The sequence below is a fragment of the Streptomyces sp. BE20 genome, assembly GCF_036322525.1.
Taxonomy (GTDB): domain Bacteria; phylum Actinomycetota; class Actinomycetes; order Streptomycetales; family Streptomycetaceae; genus Kitasatospora.
Genome location: NZ_JAQYWW010000840.1, coordinates 1 through 1237, shown reverse-complemented (window position 1 = coordinate 1237; position 1237 = coordinate 1). Strand labels below are relative to the sequence as shown.

The window sequence follows — 1237 nt, the reverse complement described above, 5'->3', positions numbered from 1 at the left end:
GGCGCGGTTGAAGCGTGGTGGTCTGTCGGCGATGGCGTCGGGTGAGGCGTTGGCGTTGTTCGACGCGGCGTTGGGTTCGTCGGAGGCGGTGTTGGTGCCGACGCGGTTGGACTGGGGGGTGTTGCGGTCGCAGGCGGCGAGCGGTGAGTTGAACCCGTTGCTGCGCGGGCTGGTCCGCACTCCCCGCCGCACCGCCACCACCACGGCCACGCCGACCGGGGACGGCCGTGAGGCCCTGCTCCGGAGGCTCACCGCGGTGAGCGAGGCGGAACAGCTCCGCCTGCTCCTGGACGTGGTCCGCGCCGGCGCGGCGAAGGTCCTCGGCCAGAGCATCGACGAGACCGTGCGGGCCACCCAGACCTTCAAGGAGGTCGGCTTCGACTCGCTGACCTCGCTGCGGATCCGGACCGGCCTGACGGAGGCCACCGGCGTCCGGCTCCCGGCGACGCTGGTGTTCGACCACCCGACGCCGACCGCCGTCGCGGAACACCTGCGGGACCGGCTCGGCCTGGCGGGGGCCGCGGTCGTGCCGCCCGTCCTGCTCGAACTCGACCGGCTCGAAGCGGCGTTGGCGGCCACGTCCGGGACGCCCGACGGTCTGCGGGCCCAGGTCACCGCCCGTCTGGAGGCCCTCACCGCCCGCTGGGCGGAGGCGGGCGAGGAGCCGGACGCCGAGGGCGTCGACCTGGACGCCGCCTCCGACGACGAGCTCTTCGACCTGATCGACAACGAACTCGGCCTTTCCTGATGACGGATACGAGGAAGAACCCCATGTCGAACGACGACAAGCTGCGCGACTACCTCAAGCGCGTCACGGCCGACCTCCAGCAGACCCGGCGCCGCCTGCGCGACGCCGAGGCCCGGCGCACCGAGCCGATCGCCATCGTCGGGATGGCCTGCCGGCTGCCCGGCGGCGTGGCCTCCCCGGCCGACCTGTGGCGGCTGGTCCACGACGGCACCGACGCCATGGCCCCGTTCCCCCGCGACCGGGGGTGGGACGTGGACTCCCTCCACGACCCGGACCCGGACGCGGCCGGGAAGACCTACGCGGAGGAGGGCGGCTTCCTCACCGACCCGGGCGGCTTCGACGCCGCACTCTTCGGGATCTCGCCGCGTGAGGCGCTGGCGACGGATCCGCAGCAGCGGTTGCTGCTGGAGACGTCCTGGGAACTGCTGGAGCGGGCGGGCATCGACCCGACGTCGCTGAAGGGGCAGCCGGTCGGCGTGTACGCCGGTC

At 73.6% G+C, this 1237-nt stretch carries 2 protein-coding genes; both read left to right on the top strand.

Going from position 1 to position 1237, the window contains the following annotated elements:
- Window positions 1–748, top strand: a 748-nt coding sequence (locus PUR61_RS18150; RefSeq protein ID WP_329879939.1) for a phosphopantetheine-binding protein, incomplete at its 5' end; no start/stop codon positions are given.
- Window positions 749–771: 23 nt separating this feature from the next.
- Window positions 772–1237 (top strand): beta-ketoacyl synthase N-terminal-like domain-containing protein (locus tag PUR61_RS18145; protein WP_329879938.1); only part of this gene is annotated, 466 nt, incomplete at its 3' end.